The 23,148-nt window shown below is 71.0% G+C and carries 22 protein-coding genes; 17 read left to right on the top strand and 5 right to left on the bottom strand.

Translation table 11 applies throughout. The features are described 5' to 3' along the window. Positions 1-5: 5 nt before the first annotated feature. The 12 genes from ABT299_RS12875 to ABT299_RS12820 all read left to right on the top strand — a co-directional run bounded on the left by ABT299_RS12875 (position 6) and on the right by ABT299_RS12820 (position 11,944). On the top strand, positions 6-1,427 hold the full coding sequence (locus tag ABT299_RS12875; protein ID WP_500250818.1) for an aldehyde dehydrogenase family protein: 1,422 nt from the start codon (positions 6-8) through the stop codon (positions 1,425-1,427). A 147-nt stretch (positions 1,428-1,574) separates the two neighbouring features. Continuing rightward, positions 1,575-2,555 (top strand): alpha/beta fold hydrolase, encoded by a 981-nt coding sequence (locus tag ABT299_RS12870; protein WP_500250817.1) that lies wholly within the window; start codon positions 1,575-1,577, stop codon positions 2,553-2,555. A gap of 127 nt (positions 2,556-2,682) precedes the next feature. Further along, complete coding sequence (locus ABT299_RS12865) at positions 2,683-4,317, top strand: nitrilase-related carbon-nitrogen hydrolase (RefSeq protein WP_500250816.1); 1,635 nt, start codon at positions 2,683-2,685, stop codon at positions 4,315-4,317. Then, the gene (locus ABT299_RS12860; protein WP_500250815.1) at positions 4,314-5,135 is read left to right on the top strand and encodes an oxidoreductase; all 822 of its coding nucleotides are present in this window, start codon (positions 4,314-4,316) and stop codon (positions 5,133-5,135) included. Before ABT299_RS12865 ends, ABT299_RS12860 begins: the two co-directional genes overlap by 4 nt. Next, on the top strand, positions 5,132-6,088 hold the full coding sequence (locus tag ABT299_RS12855; RefSeq protein WP_500250814.1) for an alpha/beta hydrolase family protein: 957 nt from the start codon (positions 5,132-5,134) through the stop codon (positions 6,086-6,088). The genes ABT299_RS12860 and ABT299_RS12855 overlap by 4 nt, the downstream gene beginning before the upstream one ends. A gap of 8 nt (positions 6,089-6,096) precedes the next feature. Continuing rightward, positions 6,097-7,320, top strand: coding sequence for an aromatic ring-hydroxylating dioxygenase subunit alpha (locus ABT299_RS12850; protein WP_500250813.1), 1,224 nt, complete (start codon positions 6,097-6,099; stop codon positions 7,318-7,320). Beyond that, complete coding sequence (locus ABT299_RS12845) at positions 7,317-8,063, top strand: hypothetical protein (protein ID WP_500250812.1); 747 nt, start codon at positions 7,317-7,319, stop codon at positions 8,061-8,063. Before ABT299_RS12850 ends, ABT299_RS12845 begins: the two co-directional genes overlap by 4 nt. Further along, positions 8,056-9,006 (top strand): hypothetical protein, encoded by a 951-nt coding sequence (locus ABT299_RS12840; RefSeq protein ID WP_500250811.1) that lies wholly within the window; start codon positions 8,056-8,058, stop codon positions 9,004-9,006. Before ABT299_RS12845 ends, ABT299_RS12840 begins: the two co-directional genes overlap by 8 nt. Next, the gene (locus ABT299_RS12835; protein WP_500250810.1) at positions 9,003-9,782 is read left to right on the top strand and encodes an SDR family oxidoreductase; all 780 of its coding nucleotides are present in this window, start codon (positions 9,003-9,005) and stop codon (positions 9,780-9,782) included. The genes ABT299_RS12840 and ABT299_RS12835 overlap by 4 nt, the downstream gene beginning before the upstream one ends. Continuing rightward, positions 9,779-10,393 carry a hypothetical protein gene (locus ABT299_RS12830; RefSeq protein WP_500250809.1) on the top strand — a complete coding sequence of 205 codons (615 nt, stop codon included), beginning with the start codon at positions 9,779-9,781 and terminating at the stop codon, positions 10,391-10,393. Before ABT299_RS12835 ends, ABT299_RS12830 begins: the two co-directional genes overlap by 4 nt. Further along, positions 10,390-11,133, top strand: a complete 744-nt coding sequence (locus tag ABT299_RS12825) for a maleate cis-trans isomerase family protein (RefSeq protein WP_500250808.1) — start codon at positions 10,390-10,392, stop codon at positions 11,131-11,133. Before ABT299_RS12830 ends, ABT299_RS12825 begins: the two co-directional genes overlap by 4 nt. A 7-nt stretch (positions 11,134-11,140) precedes the next feature. Continuing rightward, complete coding sequence (locus ABT299_RS12820; RefSeq protein WP_500250807.1) at positions 11,141-11,944, top strand: alpha/beta fold hydrolase; 804 nt, start codon at positions 11,141-11,143, stop codon at positions 11,942-11,944. Positions 11,945-13,381: 1,437 nt separating this feature from the next. On the opposite strand, the gene ABT299_RS12815 is transcribed toward ABT299_RS12820, so the two are convergent. Continuing rightward, complete coding sequence (locus tag ABT299_RS12815; RefSeq protein WP_387020621.1) at positions 13,382-13,996, bottom strand: TetR/AcrR family transcriptional regulator; 615 nt, start codon at positions 13,994-13,996, stop codon at positions 13,382-13,384. Continuing rightward, a complete protein-coding gene (locus tag ABT299_RS12810; protein ID WP_387020619.1) occupies positions 13,996-14,844 on the bottom strand; it encodes an oxidoreductase in 849 nt (282 codons plus the stop codon). The genes ABT299_RS12815 and ABT299_RS12810 overlap by 1 nt, the downstream gene beginning before the upstream one ends. 790 nt (positions 14,845-15,634) lie before the next feature. Here ABT299_RS12810 and ABT299_RS12805 point away from each other — a divergent pair. Together ABT299_RS12805 and ABT299_RS12800 are read left to right on the top strand one after the other, a co-directional pair. Further along, complete coding sequence (locus ABT299_RS12805; protein WP_500250806.1) at positions 15,635-15,760, top strand: hypothetical protein; 126 nt, start codon at positions 15,635-15,637, stop codon at positions 15,758-15,760. Between the two features lie 264 nt (positions 15,761-16,024). Next, entirely contained in the window at positions 16,025-17,242 is a 1,218-nt protein-coding gene (locus ABT299_RS12800) for a low temperature requirement protein A (RefSeq protein WP_500250805.1), read from the top strand. 36 nt (positions 17,243-17,278) lie between these two features. Here ABT299_RS12800 and ABT299_RS12795 read toward each other — a convergent pair whose 3' ends face one another. Then, the gene (locus ABT299_RS12795) at positions 17,279-17,947 is read right to left on the bottom strand and encodes a recombinase family protein (protein ID WP_500250804.1); all 669 of its coding nucleotides are present in this window, start codon (positions 17,945-17,947) and stop codon (positions 17,279-17,281) included. On the opposite strand from ABT299_RS12795, the gene ABT299_RS12790 reads away from it, so the two are divergent. Next, positions 17,847-18,716, top strand: a complete 870-nt coding sequence (locus tag ABT299_RS12790) for a pentapeptide repeat-containing protein (protein WP_500250803.1) — start codon at positions 17,847-17,849, stop codon at positions 18,714-18,716. The genes ABT299_RS12795 and ABT299_RS12790 overlap by 101 nt on opposite strands. Positions 18,717-18,794: 78 nt before the next feature. Beyond that, positions 18,795-18,929, top strand: coding sequence for a hypothetical protein (locus tag ABT299_RS12785; RefSeq protein ID WP_500250802.1), 135 nt, complete (start codon positions 18,795-18,797; stop codon positions 18,927-18,929). Positions 18,930-19,904: 975 nt separating this feature from the next. Here the strand turns inward: ABT299_RS12785 and ABT299_RS12780 are convergent. Together ABT299_RS12780 and ABT299_RS12775 are read right to left on the bottom strand one after the other, a co-directional pair. Then, on the bottom strand, positions 19,905-20,084 hold the full coding sequence (locus ABT299_RS12780; protein WP_500250801.1) for a hypothetical protein: 180 nt from the start codon (positions 20,082-20,084) through the stop codon (positions 19,905-19,907). Between the two features lie 125 nt (positions 20,085-20,209). After that, the gene (locus ABT299_RS12775) at positions 20,210-21,109 is read right to left on the bottom strand and encodes a hypothetical protein (protein WP_500250800.1); all 900 of its coding nucleotides are present in this window, start codon (positions 21,107-21,109) and stop codon (positions 20,210-20,212) included. Positions 21,110-21,288: 179 nt separating this feature from the next. Here ABT299_RS12775 and ABT299_RS12770 point away from each other — a divergent pair, with 179 nt between their 5' ends. Next, positions 21,289-22,839, top strand: coding sequence for a WD40 repeat domain-containing protein (locus tag ABT299_RS12770; RefSeq protein WP_500250799.1), 1,551 nt, complete (start codon positions 21,289-21,291; stop codon positions 22,837-22,839). Positions 22,840-23,148 lie beyond the last annotated feature (309 nt).

Below are 23,148 nucleotides of genomic sequence, written 5' to 3'. Positions count from 1 at the left end.
TGCCCGTGGGCGAGATCGTGCGGGAGAACCCGGCCCGGCGCACGGAGATCGTCGGCCGGGTCCCCGCGGCGGGCGCGGCGGACGTCGACCGGGCCGTCCGGGACGCCGAGGCGCGGCAGCGCGACTGGTGCCGCGTGCCGGTCGAGGACCGTGCCGCGGCACTGCTGCGGGCCGCCGACGCCGTCGACGCGATGCCTGGCGTCCCCGAACTGCTGGCCCGCGAGTCCGGCAAACCGGTCGCCGACTGCGCCGGGGAGATCCGGTTCGCCGCCGCCTACCTGCGCTGGGCCGCCGAGCACGCCCCGGCGGCGTACGCCGACCGGGAGACCGACGACGCCGCCGGACGGCTCGTCCTGCGGCACCGCCCGTACGGCGTGGTCGCGGCCATCACCCCGTGGAACGCTCCCGTCATCCTCACGCTGCTCAAGGTGGGCCCCGCGCTCGCGGCGGGCAACACGGTCGTGGTCAAGCCGTCGCCGCTCGCGCCCCTCGCGGTCGGCCGCGTGCTGGAGGCGTTCCCGCCGGGGCTCGTCCGGGTCGTGCACGGCGGCGCCGCGACGGCGCGGGCGCTGGCCGGGCATCCCCGCGTGCACAGGGTGGCGTTCACCGGCGGAGCCGAGGCGGGCCGCGCCATCGGGGCGGCCGCCGCCAAGGCGATCACGCCGGTGCTGATGGAACTCGGCGGCAACGATCCGGTCGTGCTGCTGGACGACGCGGACCTCACCGACGCGGCGATGGACCGCCTCGTCATGGCGTCGTTCGCGACGGCCGGTCAGGTCTGCATGGCCGCCAAGCGCCTCTACGCGCCGAGGTCGCGGCTCGACGAGGTCCGCGACGCCTATCTCGCGGCGGCGGAACGGACCCTGGTGCTCGGCGACCCCCTGCACCAGGGGACCACGGTCGGCCCGGTCATCTCGGCCGGCGCCGCCGGCCGTGTCCGGGAGCTGATCGCCGATTCGGCGCGGCGGGGCGGCACCGTCACGGAGCTGGGCGCCGTGCGGATCGACGTGGAGCGCGGGCACTTCGTCCGGCCCACCCTGGTCACGGACGTAGGCGACGACGCGCCGGTGGTCGCCGGGGAGCAGTTCGGCCCCGTCCTACCGCTGCTGGCCTACGACGACGAGGACGAGGCGGCGGCGCGCGCCAACGCCGGGGACCTCGGTCTCGGTGCCTCGGTGTGGTCGGCCGACGAGGACCGCGCGTTCGCGTTCGCCCGCCGGTTCGACGCCGGCTTCACGTTCGTCAACACCCACAACCGCACCGGGATGGCGCTGCGCGCGCCGTTCGGCGGGGTGAAGCGCAGCGGGCACGGCCGCGAGTACGGCTTCGAGGGCCTGCTGGAGTACGTGCAGACCTGCGCGGTCCACGCGCCCGCCGCGTTCCGCGCGGGCGGCGCCGGGACGGGCGCGGGCGCCTATCCCGCGTGACGGCCGGCCACGGCGCCGCCTCGCGCACCGTTACCCGATCGCGGCGCCGCCCCATTGCCTTCGTGTCTCTCGGCGTGCTTAATAGGGGGGCCACATTGGAAACTCCGTTTCTCTAGCAGAAACAGAGTGGTTGCCCTCGGAGGCAGCATGCGCGCCGTCCACGCCGTCCGGACCCTCGCCGCGGCCAGCACCGCCACCCTCACCCTGACCGCCCTCGGCCCCCTCTCCCCCGCCCACGCCGCCGTCACCCGCGTCCAGACCACCGTCGAGATCCGCTGCGCGTTCACGGTCCTGAACCAGAGCGCGGACTGGTACTTCCCCGCCGGCGACCCGCAGGGCCTGGTGTGGCTCCAGCACGGCTTCGCCCGCTCCAACGACAACGTCGCGGACCTGGCGTCCAAGTACGCCGCGGCCGGCTACCTCGTCTTCACCCCCACCCTTCCGACGGCGAACCTGTACGGCTGCACCCTGCAGAACCTCGGCAACAACACCGACTTCCTGAGCAACGTCGCCGATCTGTTCGCCAAGATGTCCGACCCGTCCGACAAGCTCGGCCGCAGCTTCGCCAAGGCGAAGGCCGCAGCGGGACGGTCCGACCTCGCGCTGCCGGGCTCGCTGGTCTTCTCCGGGCACTCGGCCGGCGGCGAGGCCGTGAGCTACGTGGCCGGACGGCTCCGCACCGACGGCCTGGCGGCGTGGGCGCGGCTGCGCGGCCTGGTCCTGCTCGACCCGGTGAAGTCGTTCATCGGCAACAACCTCGACACCGGGCTGAAGGCGGTCGACGGCACCGGCCGCATGGTCCGCACGATCTCCGGGCCCGACGGCACCTGCAACAACAGCGGCAGCGGGACCGACGCCGTCCAGGCCGACGTGCACGCCCCGTTCGTCGGCGTCCGGCTGACCGACGGCGAGCACACCGACGCCGAGGGCGCCAGCACCGACTCCGTCGGGACCCTCGCCTGCGGCACGCCGCAGGCGAAGAACGTCGAGGCACTGCAGACGTTCGCGGTCGCCTGGGCGAAGGACGCCTTCAACGGCACGCAGACCGCCGCCTACCTGCCCGGCGGGTCGTACTACCAGAGCAGGCTCGGCTCCGGCCTGATCCAGACCCTGGCCGGCGCCTCCTGACCCGTCCGCCTCCGGCGGGCCGCCGGGTCCCGCGGCCGGAAGTTTCCGCCCGCGGGATCTGGCGGAGGGCGCGCCCCGATTGTAGGGTTTTGGAAACAGCGTTTCGCTAGAGGAACCGGGAGGCCCGATGGGTCCGGTCCGGGTGGCCGCCGTCCAGTTCGCGGTGGGCCTCGACGTCCCCGCCAACCTCGCCACCTGCCTGCGCATGGTGGACCGCGCGGCGGCCGAAGGCGCGGGCCTCGTCGTCCTGCCGGAGTTCTGCAACCGCCTGTCCTGGTACACCGACCGCGACGACGCCCGCCGGCACGCCTGCACCCCCGGCGGCCCGTTCCTCGCCGCCGTCGCCGCCCGCGCCGCCGCGCACGGCGTCCACGTCAAGGCCAACGTGACGCTGGCCGGAGGCGGCGGCCGGGTGACCGTGAGCAGCCTGCTGTACGGCCCGGACGGTGCGCTGCTCGGCCGCTCCGACAAGCTCACGCTGATGGGCGCGGAGGGCGACCACCTCGATCCCGGCACCGCAGCCGGCCCCGTCATCGCCACCCCGTACGGCCGGCTCGGCATGTACGCCTGCATGGAGGGCGTCACCAGCGACGTCCCCCGCGACCTGGCGGTACGCGGCGCGCAGGTGCTGCTGAACAGCCTCAACTCGTTCGCCACCGACGAGGCGGACCTGCACGTGCCCGTCCGCGCCGCCGAGAACCACGTATGGGTGGTCGCGGCCAACAAGGTCGGCCCGCTGCTGCCCGCCGCGCTCCTGCCCGCGATCGCCGAGCGTCTCGGCGTGCCGCCGGACCTGCTGGACGGCGCGGGCGAGAGCCAGATCGTCGCCCCCGACGGGACGGTCGTCGCGAAGGGACCGCGCACCGGCGAGGCCGTCGTCGTCGCCGACATCGACCCGTCGCTCGCCGACCGCAAGACCCGCCCGGACGGCACCGACACGTTCGCGGCCCGCAGACCCCGGCTGTACGCCCCGATCACCGAGACGCCCCGCCCCCGCACCGCACCACCGGGCGACGAGAAGGCGGACGCGGCGGTCGTCCGCTCCCCCGACCTGGTGCGGCGGGCGGCGCAGGCGGGAGCCGAGCTGATCGTCCTGCCGGAGCTGGCGTTCGGTCCCGGCGCCGATGCCGGCGCCGTCGTCGAGGAACTCGCCGCCGCGCTTCGCGGCACCACCGCCCATGCGGTGACCAGTGTGCGGGCAGGCGCCGTGCACGCCGCCTACCTGGTGAACGCGGACGGCCTGGCAGGAAGCCAACCGCAACTGCACGCCAGCGCCCGGCATGCCGACTGGGCGACCGAGTACGGCGAGCGGCTCGACGTCTTCACGCTCCCCTGGGGACGGCTCGCGCTCGTCACCGGCGACGACGCCCTCTACCCCGAGGTCTTCCGGCTCGCCGCCATCGCCGGCGCCGACGCCGTCGCGGTCCCGTGCACGCCCGCGCAGGACTGGGAGACCGCCCTCGGCCTGCCCGAACGCGCCGCCGAGAACCGGCTGAACGTCATCGCCTCCGGACCGGAGGAGGGCCTGATCCTGGCGCTCCCCGCCGACTTCACCCTCTGGACGCCCTGGGAGGGCCCGTTCGAGGGCCGCATCAGCCACCCCCTCGTCACCCGCGCCACCGGACCGGTCACCGTCGCGGCGATCCACCCCGCGCAGGCCGTCAACCGGCTCGTCTCCAAGAACACCGACCTGGTCGGCGGGCGTCCCGCGCACGCGGTCGCCGCGCTGGCCGACGACGCACCGAGCGGAGCGCTCCGTTGAAGGAAACCCCCGAACCGAAGGAGAGCCTGCGGCACGTCGAGCAGATGGTGGACGAGTCCCCCGCCATCGACGTGACCGAGACCTTCCACCGTTACAAGGCGATCCTCGCCGGGCTCAAGGCGAGGATCGACGCGCGGTTCGACCTGGCACGCGACCCGTCCACCGAGGCCCTGGAGTCCTACGGGAACCCGCCCGAGAGCCCCGGCGGGAGCCTGGCCGCGTACAGCGGGCCCGAGGTCGACTGGATGGTCCACTCCTGGCTCGGCGACCCGGCGGCCGGGTTCGCCAACCTGCACCTGACGGTCTGGCTCGGCCCGCACGTCCGGGTGCCGCACCTCGGCATCGCGCTGCTGGTCTGGCCCGAGGGCTGGTTCTACGTCGACTCGGTGCCGCGCACCAACCTCCTGGCCGACGGCGCCTACTACGACGCGTACTACGAACCGCTCAACAGCGGCTGGCTGGCCGTGCGCGAGGACAACCCGGAACTGGAGTGGTTCACCAGCCGGGCGGGGTTCATCAGAGCGAGCCTGTCCCCCACCGCGCACTGCTATTCGTTCCCCCGGTCGGACAAGAACATCGACCTGGTCGAGCGGCTGCTGACCGAGCACGTGGACCGCTGGCTCGGCTGGGTCGACGCGGCCGGGCCCGTGCCGGAGGCCGACCGGCCCGCGCTCGCCGCCGCCGACCTCGCGACCCGCCGCAACATCGCCGAACGCGACCCCGCGAACGTGATGGGCGTCCGCTACTTCGGGCAGGAGACCACCGACCGCCTCGTCCGCGCCCTGTGGGGCGGCGACCGAGAGCTGCCGCGCCCGTGAGCGCGTCCGGCGGCACCGGCGTCCGGTCGCTGTGGTGGTCGGCGGACACCGGCGGCGGGCCGGAGAAGGCGCCGTTCGGCACCGCGCACCTGAAGGTGTACTACCCGGCCCGCGCGGAGGGCACCGACGCCGAGCGGCTGTCCGGCGAGTTCCCGCCCGACCCGGCGGGCGCCCCGTACCCGGCCGTCGTGTTCTGCTCCGGCGTGAACGTCGAGCAGGCGGTCTACCGGCCGCTGGCGTCCGCCATCGCCGCCGCCGGCTTCGTCGTCGTGACGTTCGACCGGGTCGCGGAACTGTTCGGCGGCCGGTACGGCCTCACCCCCGGCGTCGACCTGGACGCCGCGCGGCCCGACGCCTACGGCACCCGGCCGACCTGCCCCGCCATCCCCGCCGTCCTCGACGCGCTCACCGGCATCGACCTGCTCAAGGGGGCCCTCGACCTGGACCGGGTCGCGCTCGGCGGGCATTCGGCGGGCGGCACCGTGGTGCTCCAGTCGGCGCGGTTCGTCCCCGGCGTCCGGGCCTGCTTCGCCTACGGGACGCACACCATGGTCGCCACGATGCTGGGCTGGCCAGCCGGCACCGTCCTGCCCGCGCAGGTCAACTGCCCCGTGCTGCTGGGCGTCGGAACGCGAGACGGCGTCATCATGGGCAGCTCCGACCGCTACGGCCAGGACGCACCGTCCGATCCCGTCAGCCGCACCTTCACCGAGGCATTGCACGACCCGCGCGACCTGCTCGCCGTCGTGCGCGGCGCCAACCACTTCGCCGTCGCGGACCCGGTCGACCCGACCGCGGCCCGCGCCTTCCTCGACCTGGAGCCCGAGACCGACCCCGCAGAGGCCCGCCGCGCCTTCACGGACCTGGCCGTCGGCTTCCTGCGCGCCCATGTGCGCGGGGACGAGGTGACCCCGTCCGCCGACCCCGCGCACATCGACCTGCGGCACCGATAGGAGCCACCATGCTCAAGAACTTTTGGTACGCGGTCGAGTTCGCGCACGCGGTCGCCCGGGCGCCGAGGCGGGTGACCTGCCTGGGCCAGGACTTCGTCCTGTACCGCAAGCGCGACGGCGAGGTGGTGTGCCTGTCGGACCTGTGCGTGCACCGGGGCGCGGCGCTGTCGGCGGGAAAGCTGACCGGCGACGGGATCGCCTGCCCGTACCACGGATGGCAGTACGAGCCGGACGGCGCGTGCAGCAGGATCCCCGCGAACCCGCCGGGGCGCGGCATCCCGAAGAAGGCCCGCGTCGACTCCTATCCCGTCCGCGAGGAGTACGGGCTGATCTGGGCGTTCCTCGGCGACCTACCGGAGGACGAGCGCCCGCCCATCCCGCACTTCCCCGAGCACGACGACCCGTCCTTCGCCACCGTGTACGTCGAGATGGTCATCGAGGCCAACTACGAGCGGACGTTCGAGAACGTCGTGGATGCCTCGCACACGCCGTTCGTGCACGGCACCCGGTTCGGTAACCCGGACAAGCCGGAGATCCCCGACTACGAGATCGTCCAGGACGACTGGTCGGCGGTCGCCGACATCGCCCTCAGCCCGCCGCCCGCGAAGGGCCTGTGGAAGCGGCTGTACAAGGAGAGGCCGGAGGAGGTGCTGGTCACCAACGGCTGGTACCTGCCCAACATCGTGAAGCTGCACGTCCGGCTGCCGTTCGGGGACATGATCCTCTACGACCACAACGTCCCCCTCGACCGGAACCGCACCCTCGTCAAGATCGTCGGGTACCGGAACTTCTTCACCGGCCGGTGGGCGGACCGCGACGCGCGCAAACGGATCCTCAGCATCCTGCTGCAGGACAAACCGGTCGTGGAGAGCCAGCGGCCGGAGCTGCTGCCCTACGACCTGGCCGACGAGCTGCACCTGCGCAGCGACTCGCTGCAGGTCGCCTACCGGCGGCGGCGCCGGCAGCTGATGGCCGCCGGCTGGTGGGTCGGCGACGAGGCGCAGCTACCGGTCAACGGCGCGCGCGGCAGCGCGACCGTGATCCCCTCCCCCGCCCGGCGGGAGAACCCGGAGCTGGCCCGCGCCTGGCAGCACCGCGCCCGCGGCGGCGACCCGATGCCCGCGGGCGACGCGGCGTCCGTCGACACCCCGGCGTCCGTCGACACCCCGGCGCCCGCGGCCGAGCCGGTGCCCGCCGGGGAGGCCACCGCCACCGAAGGAGAGAACGAGTGAGCGTGTCTCCGCCCAAGGCACTGAGCGACCGGACGCTGGCGGCGCTGGCCGGCGTCGAGAAGCTGACGACGGTCCTTGAGAAGGACCTCACCGGCCCGATGTCCCCGGAGCCGGTCGGCGCGCTGACGGTGCTGCGCGGCGAGCGGATCGCCAAGGTCGTCCGCATCGGGCTGACCGTCGCGCAGATCGGCATGGACAGCCACATGATCTTCGCGTTCACCGGCGCCGACTCGGCCGTCCCGCACTTCACGCTCGACTCGGTGCAGGCCGGCGGCTACCTCGCGTACCACATCGACCTCGTCCCGCGCGCCGACCTGGGCTCGCATCTGGAGTACGTCAACGCGGTGTACCAGCCGCTCACGCCGGTGTACGAGGAGGTCCAGGAGCGGTTCGGGCCGTCCACCGCCGCGATCGGCCCGCGCCAGCACGCCATGATGTCCCCCTGGATGCTCGTCAACAGGGCCGACGAGGAGCACTTCGCCACCATGGGCACCTATCTCGACCGCTACTTCGAGCACTGGCGCGACCTGCTGGTGAAGGGCGTCCCGGACGACGTCCGCGCCACGCTCGCCGGCACCGACCTCGCCGCGCGCGACGCCCGCAACCGCGCCGCCCTGTTCAGCCCGGAGGTCGACCCGGTGTGGGGGAACGTCGCCCGGCTGCTCGGCGACGAGCAGGCCGAGGAACTGCGCGCCGAACTGCTGACCAACGACCTGCCGGAAGGGGAGCGCGCCGGTGCCTGAGCCCAGCGAGTGGCAGAGCCGGATCGAGGGCGAATGGCACGGCCGCCCGTCGCTGTTCGACGCCACCGGCACCTGGCGCGGATACGAGGACATCCGCCGGTCGTCGGTCTTCGAGGACGGCGTCACCACGTACTACATGGACGGCGGCCTGGAGGGCGGCGGCCCGCTCGCCGGGCGGTTCCGCCTCGGCGCGCCGTTCGCGTTCGGCGTCACCGACTCCGACAGCGACCGCGTCTACACCGGTCCGGACTTCCACGGCACTGGGCAGCCTTACGGCGGGTTCGTCGACGCGCACTACTACGGGCCGGGCTGGCAGGCCGACCTCAATACCTGGAACCACGTCCTGCCCGACGGTGAGACGCAGGTGTACTCGTCCACGCTGTACCAGGGCTGGACGGTGATCGGCTGCTTCAACGGCGTCTACAAGCGCAGCACCGACTACGACACCAACGCCGGGACCAGGGGCGCCATCGACCGGTTCCTCGCGGACGAGACCCGCAGCGGCCCCATCCCGTACATCCTCCCGACCAAGCAGCGCGGCGCGTACAGCGGCACGTGCGAGCTGTGGGGCGCCGACCAGAAACCGGCCGGCGAGGTCACCGTCTCGATCGAGCTGCAGCCGATCGACCTGCTGCGCACCCGCCAGCACGTCACCTGGACCGGTGCCGCCGAGCGGAGCTACTCCGTGGTGGCCCGGCGCGACGGGTTCCGCTCCTTCTACGAGGGGCCGGACGCCTGGGGCAACGCGCAGGCGTTCGGCCGGGCCAACTACCCCGTCCTGCACTTCACCGACGTGTGGAAGGCCAAGGGCCGCGAGTTCATGATCGACACGTCGCCGGGGATGAGCGCCGGCGAGACCCTCACCGTCGTGTACGAGCTGTTCAAGGGCAACGTCCTGCACGGCGTCCTGCACGGCGTGCTGACCTGGGAGGCCGGCGCGTGACCGGGCCGGCGGTGGTCGTCACCGGCGGCACCCGCGGCATCGGCCTCGGCCTCGCCCGGGAGTTCCTGGCGCGCGGCGCCCGCGTCGCCGTCTGCGGCCGGTCGCGGGAGTCGGTCGACAAGGCGCTCGCCGGACTCGGCGACGGCGCGGTCGGCGCCGTCTGCGACGTGGCGGACCGTGACCAGGTGCAGTCGCTCTGGGACACGGCGGCCGGGGCGTTCGGGCGCGTCGACCACTGGATCAACAACGCCGGTGTCTCCACGACGCGCCGTCCGCTCGCCGACCTCCCGCCCGCGCAGCTCGACACCCTGGTGGCGGCCAACCTGCTCGGCGTGATGCACGGCAGCGCCGTCGCGGTGCGCGGGATGACCGCCCAGGGCGGTGGCACCGTGTGGAACATGGCCGGGCTCGGCAGCGACGGCCGCACCGTCCCCGGCCTGATCGCCTACGGGTCGACCAAGCGCGGCACCGACTACCTCACCACCGGCCTCGCCAAGGAGCTCAAGGGCGGCCCGGTCAAGGTCGCGCACCTGTCGCCCGGCATGGTCGTCACCGACCTGCTGACCGTCGGCTACTCCCCCGAAGAGCTGGAGAAGGCCAAGAAGGTCTTCAACGTCCTCGCCGACCGGGTGGAGACCGTGACGCCCTGGCTGGCCGACCGGGTGCTGGCCGGGACGAAGAACGGCGGGACCGTCGCCCGGCTCACCACACCCAAGATCATGGGCCGGTTCCTGCTGGCCGCCGTGCGCAAGCGCGACCTGTTCGGTGCCTCATGAGCGACTACCCGCCCGTGCTCGCCGCCGAGGACTTCGTGCCGGTGGCCCTCACCGCGCTCGGCGTGGCACTGCTCCGCCGCCGGCATCCGCTGCTGCCCGCCGCGGCCGCGCTGATCGTGGCGGGCGGCTTCGCCAAGGCCGCCTGGAAACTGATCGTCGCCGTGGACGGCCCCGACCTGCCCGGGCTGCACGGCGCCCTGTTCCCGCTGCTGGCGACCGGCTTCACCGCGCTGGCGTTCGCGCTGTCGCGGGAAGCGGCCCGCCCGCCGCACCCCGCCGCGTTCGCCGTCCCGCTCGCGGCGGCGCTCGCGGCCTCGGCGGCCTTGCGCGACACCTGGCCCGCGATGGTCTGGACGATCATCGCCGTGACCGTCGCCGCTGTCCTGCTCCTGCGCTCCGCCGCGCGCGCGGGCGACCGGCTCGCGGCGACCCTGTTCGGCCTCTGGCTGGCGGGGCAGTACCTGCTCGGCCCGATGGCGGCGCGGGCCGAGCAGTCCATCGCCCTGCAATGGGTGGAGCAATCCTGCAACACGCTCGCCCAGGCGGCCTTCGCGTTCGCCGCCTGGCGGCTCACCACGACGGCCCGGAGCAAGGAGGGAGTCGCCGCATGACGGACGCACTCGGCTGGCGGCGCAAGTTCGGCGTGATCGCACCGTCCACCAACACCATCGTCGAACCCGACTTCCACCGGATGGGCGTCCCCGGCGTGACGTCCCACTTCTCCCGCATCCACATCCGCGACCAGAACATGGCCGGGGACGCGGGCATGGAACGGCTGCTGGAGCAGATCCGCGACGAGATCGGCGCGGCCTGCGAGCGGGTCCTGACCTGCGAGCCCGACTACATGGTGATGGGCATGTCCGCCGAGACGTTCTGGGGCGGCGTCGAGGGCAACAAGCAGTTCGTCAAGCAGATCCACGACATCACCGGGCTGCGGGTCGCGACCGGCGCCGAGGCGTGCGAGCGCGCGCTGAAGCTGCACGGGGCGCGGCGCATCGGCGTCGTCACCCCCTACCAGCCGGTCGGCGACGCCAACGTCCGGCGGTTCTTCACCGAGATCGGTTTCGAGGTCGACCGGATCATCGGCCTGAAGTGCCCGACCGCCGTGTCGATCGCGCACGTCACCGAGGCCGAACTGCGCGCCGCGTTGCGCACCCTCGCCGAGGGCGAGGTCGACGCCCTGGTCCAGTGCGGCACCAACCTGTCGATGGTCACGACGGCGGACGAGGCCGAACGGTGGCTGGACCTGCCCGTCATCGCCATCAACGCCGCCACCTGGTGGATGGCGCTCCGCGACAACGGGATCGACGACAGGGTGTCCGGCGCCGGCTCCCTGCTCCGCGACCACTGAGCCGGCCATGACCAGAGGCGGTTACGTCGACACCGGGTGGGGCCAGGTCCACTACCGGATCAGCGGCGAGTCGGGGCCCTGGATAGGCATGTTCCACGAATCTCCCCTGTCCTGCCGCGTCTACGAGCGGGTGCTCCCCCTGCTGGGCCGGCACGCCCGCGCCGTCGCCTTCGACACCCCCGGCTACGGCGCGTCCGCCCCGCCGCCCGGACCCCGATTCGAGATCCCCGACTACGGTCGCGTGCTCGCGGAGGCGGCTGCCCGGATCGGAATGGAGAGACCCGTCCTCGGCGGCGTGCACAGCGGCGCGTCCCTCGCGCTCGCGGCCGCCGCCCACCTTCCTCCGGCCGGCCTGGTACTGAGCGGCGTCCCGCTGTTCACCCCCGAAGAACGGGCGCGCTTCATCGCCGGCTGGACCCCCAAGGCGCCGCTGGACGACCGAGGCTCCCAGTTCGCCTGGGCCGTCGAACGCTACCGTCGCACCTGGGGGCCCGACCTCCCCGGCGAGCTCCTCCACCTGGCCGTCGTCGAGCTGATGCGCGTCGCGGACCGGTACGACTGGGGCTACCAAGCGGCTTTCCGGTACGACCCGTCCGAGGCGCTCGCCGCGGTGGACGCGCGAATCCTCCTGCTGAACGCCGAAGGGGACAGGCTCGCCGCCAAGGACGCCGCCGTCCTCGAACTGGCGCGCGACGCCCGCCTCGTCGTCCTGCCGGACTTGCCGGGGCAGCCGCACCTCCGCGCCCCCGCCGCCTTCGCCGCCCACCTCATGGCCTTCACCCAAGAGGTGAACAGAACCACCCCGAGCTAACCCGACCGCAGTGCCTCGTACGCGCAGGTCAAGCGGCATGTTCGTACTCGTTGACGATTCCGCCCGAACGTTGCCTTCTTCGGATGGTTCAGGTCGGCGATCCGGTCTGCTTCGTTGATCGGAGGAGGCAGCGGCTTCAACGGGCGGGCGTTGGAGATGCCCTGATGCGGGCGATGCTGGTTGTACCGCTGCAGCGGCCTCCACTGCCGCCGAATATGATCTTGTTCGTCGTTGAGCACCTTCAACCTTGCGGGCAGCAGCAGGGGGAGCCGATTGGGGAGCCACCGTTGGTGGACTCCCCCGGACCCGCCGCGACTCCCCCAGGGCGCTTCTGCAGGTGAGAAGCTCCCCGATCGACTTCCATCGACCTTGATCGACTGATCTGCTGTGCCTGGGGGTCAAGGGGTCGTGGGTTCAAATCCCGCCGTCCCGACAGAGAAGTACCAGCTCAGAGGCCGTTTCCTCCAACCGGAGGACCGACCTCTTGATCGTTTGTTAGCCGTTCGTTAGTGAACCCAGCCGCCCCTGGCGGCACTCACCCGGTTCACACAGGACCAGAAGAACCGGCCCCGGCCCGATCCACCCCACCGGATGTCCACACGTCCCGGACCACCGGCCTCGTGATCATCATCCGATCCGAGCACCGTCGACCACCCAGGTCGGACGACCCGGGCCGCAGCGCCGTCGCGACGAACCAACGCCCCGCCGCGAGTAGCAGGTTCGTCCGCCACCAGCCTTAGCGACGCATGTAGGCGCGGCTGGGCCAATCGACAGTCGCCCCTCCGCGCGCTTCGGGGACATCCAGCCCGGCCGCGATGAATGGTCAGCAGGTCGGACAGTTCAGTGACAAAGAGCAGCAGGTCACCAGTCGGAGCCCGTTGCGAGAGGGTGGCCACAGCTGTGTCGGCACAGCGGCGGGCTGGTCAGGGCCCCCTTCGCGGGTGGTGCCGGTGTGCCGTCATGACGGCACGACGGCGGCGAGGCGGTCCCATCGCCGTCTCGACGCGGGCGAGCAGGTAGGGCGGCAGGGCCCGCACCACGGCGGCGGCCGCAGCCACCAGCTCGCCCTGCGGCCGCCGCCAGCCGCGGCGACGTGCCGCGGCAGCCCAGATCCTGCAGGGCGTCCACGTAGGACGTCCCGGGGACGTCTTCCTCGCCAGCCAGGACGTCCTGAGGGATCCCCGGGACGTCCTGCCGCCAGGCGGCATGGCGAGCGCGCACCGCTGCCGGGCGAGCCGGGCGGGAGGCGGCCGAGATCTCCGACCGCGTCGCCAGCGGCGGCCTCGGGATGAGGAGCTGGGACTCGGATCGTCTACCAACACCATCTGGCCACCAGCACCCTCGCCGCATAACGATCACGAACAGGTGTCCACTTCACGGGCAAGGCCCGACCGGACCTTCATGGTTCCGCGCCTCCGCCCCTCCATGGCGGATGCCTCAGGTGATCAGGCCGGCGCTGGTCAGCCAGATGTGTTCGCATGTCGCCGACGCCTCTTGGAGCTTCTCGCGGGATTCCTGTGAGGCGTGGTAGAAGGTCCGCTCGATCATCCAGCACAGGGCGCGTGCCATCGCCGAGGCCTGGTCCGGTTCAGTGCCGGCCTGGATGCCGGCGCGTTCCAGGACAGCGGTGATGGCTGCGATGAACAGGTCGGCCGTGTGGTTCCACAGCTCGCCGATCTCCGGCACGGTCAACGACAGGTCGATCGCCGTGCGCATGACCAGGCCGTGCTCGTTCCACAACTCGACCGTGCGCTGCATGGCCGCCGCGATGGCCTGACGCGGTTCCTCCGTCTGCGCGGTGGCCCGGGACCGTTCCCACAGGTGCTCGACGGTCCGGGCCACGAGCGCCGTGACCACTTCTTGTTTGGAGCCGAAGTAGAAGTACAGGGCACCACGTGTGATACCGGCGCCCTGGGCTACGTCGCCGACGGTCATGGCGTCGTAGCCCTTGTCCGCAAGCAAGGCCTCACAGGTGTCGAGGATGGCCCGCTCCCGGACATCGCCCTTGCGTTCGGTGGCGCGACGGCCGCGCGCTGGGTGGTGGCCGGGCATCAGAGCTGAGCGCCCTCGGCGAAGTCGGTCGTACGGGAGAGCGCCTCCCACGCGCGGATGTCCTCGTCCACGGCCGTGCGCGCGGCGGTGACCAGCCGCAGCGCGTCCGAGCCCAGGACGAGGTGCGCCGGCGGCTGCTCGACCGAGGTGATGTGCACGACCGCTTCGCCCGCCTTGGCCGGATCGCCCAACTGGTTCCCGCTGGCCTTCTGCCGCGCTTCGCGGATGGGGGTGAACAACTCGTCGTAGTCGTCGATGGTCCGCGCGGCACGTGTCATGGACCGTCCGGCCCAGTCGGTGCGGAAGGAGCCGGGCTCGATCGCCGTCACATGGATTCCGAACTGCGCGACCTCCTTGCCCAGCGCCTCAAGGATGCCCTCCAGGGCGAACTTGCTGCCGCAGTAGGCGGACATGCCGGGCACGGCCATCAGCCCGCCCATGGAGGTAACGGCCATCAGGTGTCCGCGGCGACGTCGGCGCATGTGGGGCAGCGCCGCCTGCAGGGTGGCCACCGCCCCGAACACATTGACCTCGAACTGCCGCCGCACCTCGGCCAGCGAGGTCTCCTCGAAGGTGCCCTCCAGGCCGTAGCCGGCGTTGGCGACGACGACATCCAAAGGGCCGACGCTCTGCTCCACCTCCGCGACCACACCGGGCACGACGTCATCGTCCGTCACGTCCAGCAGGCGACCGTGAGCGTTACCGGGCCTGAGTGCTTCGAAGGCCCGCAGGTCCTCCTCGGAGCGGACTGTGCCGACGACGGTGTGCCCTGCGGCCAGGGCGGCCTCTGCGAAGGCACGTCCGAGGCCCGTGCTGACGCCCGTGATGAGCCAGTTCTTCTCTTGCACTGTTCCTCCAGAGAGGTATCGCGAGGAGCCGTAACGCTCCCTCCACGAAAAGTCTACACGGTGTCGATTTTTACCGTCGCAACGTCGATTCTGGTAATGCTCGCGGGATGGGGTACTCAAGGTCATCCGCGTGCCGCGCACCGCCCGAATCGGCGCCGCCGAGGCCCAGCAGCCAGCCCGTCAACCAGAACCGCACCCCGATCAGCACGGGGACGCCAAGCGAGGGCCGGGAGAAGATGCGGGGGGCCTGACCACCGTTAAGCCGCCACTCGCCTGTCGGTCAAACGGCGGCCGCACTCGACCAGGGCGTGACTGTACGACGTGGCCACATCTCGCCGAAGACGGCTGGTCCGACCCCATGCTCATGGCGCTGTCCGGACACCGGAACATCCGCAGCAGCCGATGCCGCAACTCCTGAGCCAGCCCATCGAGCCACTCAATAGCGCGCGCCGCCGCCTGGGCATACCAGCGAAGCTGCTCGACCAACTCACCAGAGTTCAACGCCGCAACCGCCTGATTGAGATTCACCCCAACCCGCTGCACCTGCCCAGCCGCCAGCAACACCGCCGCCAGCGCCTCCCGCAGCACGGCGTACTCCAACACAGCGGTGCCGCCCTCCGAGCCGAAGACCGTCGACGTTGCTGGCGAACTGGGTGGCCCTCGGGCCTGTCTGCCTGGTGGTGTCGGCGGCCGGGCCCGGGAACTTGCTCGTTGCGGCTAGGGCGAAGACCGGATCCGCGTCGACTACGCCGACCTGACCACCGTCACCCCTGAGGTCTACACCACCGATGTGGGCGTCGACAGCGGCGGACATCCCGTGCAGACCATCCCCAACCGCGCCTTGGAACGCGAGAAGTACGCCCGGTTGCGCGGCGAGCTCGACCGGCGTCTCACCGCCGCAGGCTGTACCACCTGACCATCCCCCGTGTGATCGCTCGAGAAGACCGATCGGCCCAGGCCGCTCGGCGCGGCCACGGCGTATGAGCGCCTCCGTCAGCCGAACAGGTCATCCGCCCCCACGGGTCAGCGACTCGCGTTGCCGGCGCGCGGGCCGACAACGGGCCACCCGGCGCGGTCTAAGCGGTCGCCGTCAGCTCTCTGCGACACGATGGGGTCCGGCAAGACGCCTGCAGGCACGTCGTAACAGTGACGGCTGGGCGACACGCTGCCGTGCGCGCCGGTGCCGCTGACCCGCGGTGACGAATACGCTGCGGCGGTGGCAAGTCTTTCCTGGCGACACCCGACGATCACTCCTGAAACCCACCAGGCGACCTCCTTCGAGATCTTCTTCGACCTGGTCTTCGTCTTCGCGATCACCCGCGTCGTCTCGTTCATGGCACACTCGCCGTCCGCACCGGCACTGGCCCGCGGGCTTATCCTGCTCCTGTTGCTCTGGTGGTCCTGGGCCGCCTACGCCTGGCTCGGCAACCGAGTGCACGCCGACCGCGGCGTCATCCGAACCGGGATGCTGATCGCGATGGCGGCATTGTTCGTCGCCGCACTCGTCATGCCGGACGCCTTCAGCCACCACGCCGCCACCGTCGACGCGCCGCTCGTCCTAGCGGTGGCCTTCAGCGTCGTACGGGCGATCTACCTCGGACTGCACCTGTCCTCGGCGGGAGATGATCGGAGGTTGCGCGCCCAACTCCTCCTCGACGCCATCCCTCAGACCATCGCCTTGGCCATCCTCCTCACCGGAGCCGTGCTCGGCGGAACCTGGCAGACCGCACTGTGGGCCACCGCGTTCGCCATCGACTTCGGCGGCGGCAGGATCGCCTCCGGCCTGGGCGGCTGGACGATCCGCAGCGCCGCTCACTTCGCCGAACGGCACCGCATGGTGCTGATCATCGCGCTCGGCGAGTCCCTGGTCTCCGCCGGCGCCGGCGGAGACCTGACCGGGACCGCGGCGCTCCTCGCCGCGCTGGTCGGGTTCGTCGCCGTCGTCTGCCTGTGGCTGCTCTACTTCTCCAGGGTGGCGGACGCCGCCGAGGCAGCCCTCGAACGCGCGTCCGGTGCGCGCCGCGCAAAGATCGCCCGCGACGCCTACACGCTGCTGCACTTCCCCCTCATCGCGGGAGCCGTCTACATCGCGCTGGGCGTCCACGAGGTCCTTTCGGGGCTGTCCGGCGACTCCCCCGATACAGGCCGGCCTCTGGAATGGGGCGCTTTGACCGCCCTGTATGCAGGGGCCGCCGTCTTCCTCCTAGGACGAGCGGCGTTCGTCAGCCTCACCACCCACTCCGGCCAGCCCGCACCACTGATCGTCGCCGCAGTGCTCCTCGCGCTGATCCCCCTGGCTCGACTTCTGCCCGCGATGGCCGCACTCGCTCTGGTTACCGCCCTGCTTGCAGCGCTGGTCGCCTTCGAGCAGCGAACAGGTGAAGTTCAGAGAGCCTGAGGCGGTGCAAGGCGCGGCAGCACGGCAATGTCCGGGTCACCAGTTGTTCACCGCGGTGAACTGCCAGCGGACCGAGGATCCCGGCCTCGTATCGCTAATCCATTGTCGCAACCGCTGAGCGCGGGCCTGGCAGACCTGATCGGGGGTGAGCGCCGGGCGCCGACTGAGGCGCCGCCCGCGGGCCCGCGCGGCCTCCAAGCCCTCGCGGGTGCCCTCCACGATCAGCTCACGGACGAACTCCACCAGGGCCGCGAACACATGAAAGAGCATCTGGCTGCCGGGCGTGGTGGTGTCGATCGCCTCATGCAGCGACCGGAACCTGATCCCGTGCGTGCGCAGCCCGGCGACGATCGCGATGAGGTTCTTCAGCGAGCGGCTCTGGCGGTCCAGCGACGGCACCACCAGGGTGTCGCCGCGCCCGGGCGCGCTCCAGCGCCTTCCACAGCTCGGCGCGCGGAAATGTGTTTGCGGGAAGTCGAACCGGCGGGCGGCGCGCGTCTGAGGGGTGTGAGCGAGCCCAGTGAACCGGCCCCGGATCCGGGAGCCGGCGGAACCAACCAGCCGGCGCAGCCGCCGGCCAGTGCCCCGGCCTGCCGCCGGCGCCGTGTCCGGGTCGTCCCGCCGGCGCCGTGTCCGGGTCGTCCCGCCGACGCAGGAGCAACTCGACGCGTTATCGGCCGGAGAACGGCTGGAACTGATGGACAAGCGGCGAGCGGGGCGGCATCAGTGGTTCAACACCAGCGGCATCCTGCTGACGGTCGTGCTCACCGCGCTCGGCCTGTACTTCACCCGGCAGACCATGGTCAGCAGCCGGCAGGGCCAGATCACCGACCGGTACACCAAGGCCGTCGAACAACTCGGCTCCCCTCAGCAGGAGGTCCGGCTCGGCGCCATCTACGCGCTTGACCGGCTCGCCTCCGATTCCAGCCGCGACCACAACACGATCATGGACGTCCTGGCCGCCTACGTGCGCGTCCACGCCCCCGCACCCAGGACCCCGACACCCCGCGAGCCCACCGCCGACGTCCAGGCCGCCCTGACCGTCCTGGTCGGCAATGACCGGACCCGCCAGCCCCATCCACTCGACCTGCACGCGGTCCGGATACCGGATGCCGACCTCGCCAGTTCCGCATCCAACAGTGCCCGAAGAGACACCTACTTCCACGGCCCCTATCTCACGGTCACCCAGCTGCGGCACGCGGGCTGGTACGTGGCGGACCTGCGCGGCGCGATCCTGGAGAACGCGGATCTGAGCGGTGCCGCCCTGGGAGCCGCCGACCTGGGCAGCAGCGACCTGCGTCACGCCGTCCTGCGCAACGCCCACTTGCACGGCGCGCGACTTCACGGTGCGGACCTGACCGGCGCACAACTGAAAGGCGCCGACATACGCAGCGCCGACCTGACCCACGTGCTGGGCATGACACCGGACCAGATCCGCCAGAGCGCCCTGACCGACCCCACCACCCGATTCTGAAATCCACGCCAAAGCCCACCGCCCGCAACACGGCCGGCATCGCCGGTTTGAGAGATAGAGGCATGCTGTCATGACGGTGTGACGACATTCGCGGGCGGCTCCGCAGGGCTGGACGCCAGGTGGGCGACGCTGCTGCGAGCACAGAACGTTCCGCTCGTCGACACCGACGCCGAACTGGTGTCCACCGCGACTACTGCCATGGCACCGTGGTGAGCCGTACGGGGTTCGGTGACGGCGGTTGGCGTTGGTGTGTTGGTTAACGGCAGTGGTGGGCCTCGTACTCGGCAGGTGGCACGTCGCCGCGATCTGAGCGATCGGTCGGTCGGACTCCAGCGCCAGCCGCACGGCCCGGTCCCGAAGTTCTAGCGGGTATTTGCGTGGTGCTGCCATCGACAGTCATTCTCCTCCCCGCCAGCCAGGACCATGACTGGCTTGAAGGACTTCACCGAACCCGGGGCACCTCATTTCGGTGCTGCACGGGCTTTGTCTGTATGGGGGCTCGGCCGGCTGCCCCTTGCCAGGCATGGCGCCGCGCACCCAACGAAGGGCTGTCGATCGGGAACGCCGTCTGGCACTGGGCGGAGTCATCCATGTGCTAGCACCATGCCGATGTTGCTCGGTGAGGGGCCGGCCACGGTCGAAGCCCGTGTGGTGAGGGTGGCCAGAACCCTGGTCAGTGCTCTGACCGGTTCTGAGTCCGCCGATCCCTGCTGTTCGAGCCGCGCGATCGCCGCCAGTACGCAGACGCAGGCGTAGACCAGTTGGGTGGGGGTGACCGGACGGTCTCGGCTCGTCGGTGGGCCGGCCAGGTGCCAGACCCCCTGCAGCAGCATGACGACGCGTCTCGGGAGCGGGCTGGCGTTTCGTGCTCGCCGTTGAGTAGACGGTTGAGTACGGCTTGGGGGTCGTCCGCAGGTGAGTTGAGGTCGGGCATGTCGTCCAGTTCAGCGGCGAGGAAGTCGTGAAGACCAGTGAGTGATGCCGATGAACGGCTTCCGTCTTGGCCCGAGGCTGGCGCGCCGATGCCGGCGAGGTACCAGCTGATCAGTTCGGCGCACGCGTGCGCCGGGTCTGCAGCATGTACTCGGCCTGGGTGACCACTCCGACCGTCTCCATATGCTGGCCCGAAGAGCGCACCCGCCTCCGGTAGCCACGGCGCGACACCCGGCCAGGCGGCGGCCCGGCCCGCTACGGGGCGTTGGCCAGTACCAGCCCCAGCACCGTGAACGCCAGCGCCGGCAACACCCACGCCAGCATCCACTTGTCGTTGTTGAGGATCTGCTTGCCGGCGACGGCCGCGGCGACCGCCGCCAACGCCGCCGGTAACGTCCCGAACGCATACCTGGCCGTCCGCACCACACGCTCCACAATCCCCGCCTCCGGCCCCCGTCCAACCGACAACACGGCCCAACCCCACGCCTGCGGTGATGCTGGACAGGTCTGACACACGGTAAGCCGAAGTCCTTGTTCGTAGCGTCAGCATCAGACCTTGTTCACTCGGCTCTCTGCCAGGTGCCGTCGGAGGCGTAGTAGGCAGGGTCGGTGTAGGAATGGGCCGTGGCATTGAGCTGGAAGGGTTTGCCGACGGGTGAGAGGATATCGGCGGTTCCGGTCGAGCTTCCCTGGCTCCAGTCGAACTGGAGCTTGTAGGTGAACAGGAACTGCTTCGGCGAGGTGTCGACCACGTTGATCACAAAGGTCTCGGTATCGGATCCCGAGACCGTGTACGCCTGGTCGACGGGCACGCCGCGGGATTTACCGGGAGTGAGCAACTTCAACTGTGGGACCGGCTGGCCGAGGTCGGCCCGGTAGTAACGAGGTGACACCCCGTTGCCGCAGCCGATTCCGTTCGTCACGGTCAGGCCGTGAACGGCCGGGGCCTTGTTCAATACCGTGAGCCTCAGGTCCCGGAGGACCACCTGGCTCGCGCCGCGTGCCTGGACGGTGACGGTGTAGGCGACCGTGTCCTTTTCCACGCCGCCGTGGCGGAGTGCCCACAGGTCGCCGCCGGCCATGTCGGCGACGCTGACGTCATGGTACGGAAGGGCCGACAACGGCTTGGGAAACGTCCATTGGTGACAGTGGTTGAGGTCGCCCTGGGACATCGTCACGGTCCAGGCGATCGGAACCGGCTTGGCGGTCAGGCCGGCGGCGCCGCTCGCCTTATGGATCTGCGTGGTGAGCAGGTTCTGGATGATCGGCACCGCCGCCGCGGTGACGGCTGCGGCGACCAGCGAGACGGTCCAGCCGATCGGCCGCTTCCACCACGGGGGTTTCCGTCCGGCCTGATCGGCCTCCCGCGATGCGTCCTGAGTGGATCTTTGTGGCGGCGCGGCCGATTCCGAGTTCTGAGATTGTCGGCGTTCCGTCTCACCGAACCGCTCCTCGGCCATGGCCCCGCCCCCTGCCCTCCGCAGCGTAAAGATCTCCAGCCGATTTTTGACCTTACCTGAGAAGTGCCGGTTATATTTGCCGCCGGGAGATTCAAGGGGGAAACGACATGAGCGGATCCCGCTCGAAACAAGATCCACTTAAACCGGCACCAGCATCGAGGGGCGGCAGGTGGCGCAGCATGCTACCGCTCGTCGGATTCGTCATTGCCGGCGTGGCGGTCGGGCTGGTCGCGGCCCTTGTTGTTCCCCGGCTGATGCCCTCGCCCGACAAGAAGACGGCCGCCGCTCGGAGCCCGGTCTCGTCAGCGGCAGGTCGCTTCCAGCGGGTCCGTACTCTGCAGTTTCCTCACGAGGTCGAGTCGGTGGCCTTCAGCCCCGACGGTTCCCATTTGGCCGTCATGGCCGGGACCGGCCAATTGACGACGATCCAAATACTGGACACCTCGTCCTGGCATACCAATTCTCGCATTCCCGACGCGGAGGCTCGGTTTCTGGCCTATAGCCCGGACGGTCGCCGCCTGGTGACCGACGGCATGGCCGGTGCCCGGCTGTGGGACCCCGGAACGGGCCGCCCGGCAGGCGATCTCTCTCCGGGAAGCGACATCGACGGCCGCGGGCCGGTCGCCTTCAGCCCAGACGGCTCGACCTTGGCCCACGCCCAGTCCGTTGACGCCCAGACCGGTACGGCCGCACGTACCGAACTGCACTTCTGGAACACACGGACCCTGGCGACCGCTCGCACGTACGCGTTCGCAGGGGGCGGGCAGAACCGGGCCGCCGAGGCACATGCCATCGCCTACAGCCCGGATGGTTCCGTTGTCGCCGTGGGCGGGCAGTACCTGACCTCCGCATCCGGCAGCGCCCAGGTCGAACTGGTGAGGACTGCGGAGGCGACGGCGTCCAGGACACTGGTCACCAGCTTTTCTGACAAGACCGTGAACCTCAACGCCGCCGTGCAGTCCGTGGCGTTCAGCTTCGACGGACGGACGCTCGCTGTGTCGACCTGGGACGGTCAGGCAATGAACGGCGTGCGTCTATGGGACCCGTCCAGTGGCCGGCTGGTCACCACCGTCACGGCGGATGGCGGCGGCACCGTGACCTACAGTCCAGACGGACGGTTGCTCACCTTCGGCACCGCGGACGGCGATGTGGTCGAGGTCTGGGACACCACGCGGCGCCAAGCGGTGACGACACTGCAACTGGGCCAGAACGCCGACGGCACCCCTACGTACAGCGGAGGCCAGCAGTTCGCCCCGGACGGGCGGTTGCTCGCAGTGCCGGTCGGCTCCACCGTCCAGTTGTGGTCGATGCCGGGCGGCCCGGCACCGCGACCCAGCGCGAAGAAGAACCCCATCACGGCCACCGACCCCATCACGGCCACCGACCCCAGTGCGAGCCAGAGCCCGGCCACCTCCGCGACGCCCAGCGCGTCGGGCACACCCACGGCCGGCGCGGGCGCAGGAGCGGGCGCACGGTGCGGCGACGCCGGCACCGGCCCGACCAGCGGAAGGCTTCAACTGATTATCAAGTCCGGGACCGCGACCTGCGCCCAGGCACGGAAGGTCCTCAACGACTACCGCGCCTCCCGCAACCGGCAGGGCTCTGGCGGTTTTGCCACCGTGAACGGCTGGAGCTGCGGCCACAACAGCATCGCCGGATACCAGCAGTCCGGCGAACTCGAAGGCTGCCAGCGCGGCCCGGACGCCTTCGAAACCCGCACCGACCGGTGAGGCCCACTCAATCCGATCATTGGCCGGCGATGCGCTCCTGCACACCGACTACGCACCCGCCCGGCAAGGGCGCACGAGCAACCGCGAGGCTCCGGGAGAAGGGCGTTTACCCCGGGAGCCTCCCGGCGCGCTGACCTGCTTGATGATCCCGTTCCGGGGTGTTGCGGTCATGACCCGTGAAGGCGGGTCAGGCTTCGACGGCCTCAACCGCCCCCTGGTCATCTTGGCCGTGGGCGCGGAATCGGCGTACGTGCGGAGACATGACCGCACAGGAGGTGGCGCCGAGGATCAGCACGGCGGCTCCGGCGG

Origin of the sequence: Spirillospora sp. NPDC000708 (assembly GCF_040299565.1) — a bacterium.
Lineage (GTDB): Bacteria > Actinomycetota > Actinomycetes > Streptosporangiales > Streptosporangiaceae > Spirillospora.
This window is presented reverse-complemented; position numbering and strand designations above follow the sequence as displayed.

Bases quoted from the DNA above. Each gene is read 5' to 3' on its own strand.
- ABT299_RS12870 (WP_500250817.1), top strand. From the start codon at position 1,575: ATGCGCGCCGTCCACGCCGTCCGGACCCTCGCCGCGGCCAGCACCGCC.
- ABT299_RS12865 (WP_500250816.1), top strand. From the start codon at position 2,683: ATGGGTCCGGTCCGGGTGGCCGCCGTCCAGTTCGCGGTGGGCCTCGAC.
- ABT299_RS12850 (WP_500250813.1), top strand. From the start codon at position 6,097: ATGCTCAAGAACTTTTGGTACGCGGTCGAGTTCGCGCACGCGGTCGCC.
- ABT299_RS12830 (WP_500250809.1), top strand. From the start codon at position 9,779: ATGAGCGACTACCCGCCCGTGCTCGCCGCCGAGGACTTCGTGCCGGTG.
- ABT299_RS12825 (WP_500250808.1), top strand. From the start codon at position 10,390: ATGACGGACGCACTCGGCTGGCGGCGCAAGTTCGGCGTGATCGCACCG.
- ABT299_RS12820 (WP_500250807.1), top strand. From the start codon at position 11,141: ATGACCAGAGGCGGTTACGTCGACACCGGGTGGGGCCAGGTCCACTAC.
- ABT299_RS12815 (WP_387020621.1), bottom strand. From the start codon at position 13,996: ATGCCCGGCCACCACCCAGCGCGCGGCCGTCGCGCCACCGAACGCAAG.
- ABT299_RS12775 (WP_500250800.1), bottom strand. From the start codon at position 21,109: ATGGCCGAGGAGCGGTTCGGTGAGACGGAACGCCGACAATCTCAGAAC.
- ABT299_RS12770 (WP_500250799.1), top strand. From the start codon at position 21,289: ATGCTACCGCTCGTCGGATTCGTCATTGCCGGCGTGGCGGTCGGGCTG.